Annotated in this window: 1 protein-coding gene and 1 pseudogene; both read left to right on the top strand. The window is 73.4% G+C overall.

Annotated features, from left to right (window positions below; genetic code table 11):
- On the top strand, nucleotides 1-1,017 hold a 1,017-nt coding region (locus AB0O00_RS38855), incomplete at its 5' end, for a YncE family protein (protein WP_363659391.1).
- Nucleotides 1,018-1,097: 80 nt separating this feature from the next.
- Nucleotides 1,098-1,558, top strand: a pseudogene (locus AB0O00_RS38860) (hypothetical protein); the annotation flags it as partial.

Raw genomic sequence — 1,558 nt, forward strand, 5'->3', positions numbered from 1 at the left:
GCCGCGGAGGCGTCCGGTCCGGTGTCCGGCGCGGAGGCGGTGATCGCCGTCGGCAACGAGGTGGCCGCCCCGGTGGTGAGCCCGGACGGCACCACCGCGTACGTCGTGACCGCGACCCAGCAGGGCAATCTCGTCCTGAAGACCGTCGACACCCGCAGCGGCGCGACGGCCGGTGGGCTCGCGCTCGGGCGCAACCGCTGGATGGTGTTCGCGGCGCTCAGCCCGGACGGCTCGCGGCTGTACGTGCTCAACTACCTCACCCTGAGCGTGATCGACGTCCGGTCGATGTCCGTGCTCGGCACGGCCACGGTGCCGGACCAACCGCGTCCGTCCGACGAGAGCGTCGGCTGGCCCGCCGGGATCGCGCTCAGTCCGGACGGCGGGACCCTGTACGTGTCGCAGGCCGGCTCGGCGACGGTCGGCCACCTGGGGAAGGGCCGGGTGCTCTCCTTCGCCACCGCGCAGCGGGCGTTCACGTCGTCCGTCGAGTTCCCCGCCTCCATCCCCGGCAATGTGGTCGTCCGCCCGGGCGGGCGCGACCTGTACGTCGGCAGCGAGGCGGGCGTCGTGCACCTCGACCTCACCGGCGCCGCGCCCGCCGTGACGCGCGTCGTCCCGGGCACGGCCGCGGGCCACGACTCGGAGCTGGCCTTCAGCCCGGACGGCGCCCGCCTGTTCGCCCTCAACGGCGCGCGCGGCGGCGCGGGCGACGAGATCGACCCGGCGACGGACACCGTCACCGCCCACTTCACGCTCACCACCAACAGCGTCAACTTCCAGTTTCCGCAGGTGAGTCCGGACGGCACCCGGCTCTACGCCGTCGACAACACCATCGAGGGTTCCGGCCCGTCGGTGTACGTCCTCGACACGACGACCGACACGGTCGTCCCGGGCGAGGCCCAGGCGCTCAACGAGGAGACCGTGAACGGCTTCGCGGTCGGCCCGGACGGCCGCACGCTGTACGCGGGCGGCACGGTCGCGTCGACGGCCAACCTGCAGATCGTCGCGCTGCAGTAGGCCGACGAGTCCCTCCAGGGCGCTGCGGCGGCCCGGAGGGACACCGTGCGGTGTCGGTGCGACGCGCTAGGTTGCCTCACATGACAGCTGCACGTGTGCCGATAGCCGAGTTCCTCGACGAGGACGATCTGGTCGTGGCGGAGCACCTCGCCGACGACCTCGCCTTCTGGTTCGCCCACTTCGTGATCTCCTTCGGCGTGGAGGACGAGGCGGCCGAGGAGTACGGCGTCGACGCGGCCGCCTACGAGGCGGTCCTCGCGCGCCTGGGCGACGCCGAACAGCCCGGCACGGTCCTGCGGGTGCCCTTCGACGGCGGCCACACGGCGTACGTCGCGTGGCAGAACTGGGAGGACGAGAGCACCGTCGACTACCTCGTCCACCACCCCGCGTGGGGCCGCCTCGGCTTCCTCGCCCAGGACGGTCCGCACGGCTCGGGCCCGGGCCTGGCGTGGCCGGAACTGGTGAAGCTGGCCGGCAGCACCCAGGACGGCGCCGACGGCCTGGCGGACCCGGCCCGTCGCCTGCTCCTCCTGCTCCCGGC

Origin of the sequence: Kitasatospora sp. NPDC093558 (assembly GCF_040683475.1) — a bacterium.
In the GTDB taxonomy this organism is placed as follows: domain Bacteria; phylum Actinomycetota; class Actinomycetes; order Streptomycetales; family Streptomycetaceae; genus Kitasatospora.